Origin of the sequence: Vibrio sp. 1641 (genome assembly GCF_033339995.1) — a bacterium.
Lineage (GTDB): Bacteria > Pseudomonadota > Gammaproteobacteria > Enterobacterales > Vibrionaceae > Vibrio > Vibrio alginolyticus.
This window is the reverse complement of the sequence record NZ_JAWOVP010000268.1, coordinates 1-632: the sequence shown is the minus strand read 5'-3', so window position 1 is coordinate 632 and position 632 is coordinate 1. Positions and strand designations below refer to the sequence as shown.

Sequence of the window (632 nt, the reverse complement as noted above, 5' to 3'; positions counted from 1 at the left end):
AACGCATTTTGAATCGAACGGCCACGCATAAAGTTGATCGACTTAAACTGAATGTTGGCTTTATCGCAGATGTATTTCAACGAGCCTTCGGTGCAGTGATCGTGCTTATGCAGCGCCTCCAAAGTATCGGTTACCGCCGCCAACCAAGGCATCATTTTTTCCTCTTCTGAGCCTGGTAAGAAGCCAATCGATTCACCAATGTCTGGCGTGTTACGCGTGACGATGATTTTATCAAACATGCCTTTTTCAATGGTTTGCTCGAGCGCAGCAGCCATGGCCAATAGCGTTTTACCGCTACCGGCCGCACCAGTGAGGATCACCAAATCAATATCAGGGTCGAGCAGGGCATCGAGTGCCATGGCCTGATAAATGTTTTTTGGTGTGATGTCCCAAGCTCGGCGGTGCATCATGCGTTCTCGGCTTAGGTCGAGTAGGGTTAGCTTGTCTTCATTGATGGTTTCAACGCGGCCTGCAAAATCGCTGTCTTCATCAATGACGTATTGGTTGATGAACGTTGGGTCAAAAGGCTCACGACTGAGTTTGTGATAAGTTCTGCCACCCAACGCGTAGCTTTCAACTTCATCAATGCCGCTCCAGAAATCGCCTTCTCGTTGCTGGAAGCCTTTAGTGAG

General features: G+C 48.9%; 1 protein-coding gene. It reads right to left on the bottom strand.

Annotated elements, in window-relative coordinates; all coding sequences use genetic code 11:
- The coding region (locus tag R7Z47_RS25455; RefSeq protein ID WP_318130840.1) for a PhoH family protein at positions 1 to 632 on the bottom strand (632 nt) is incomplete at both ends.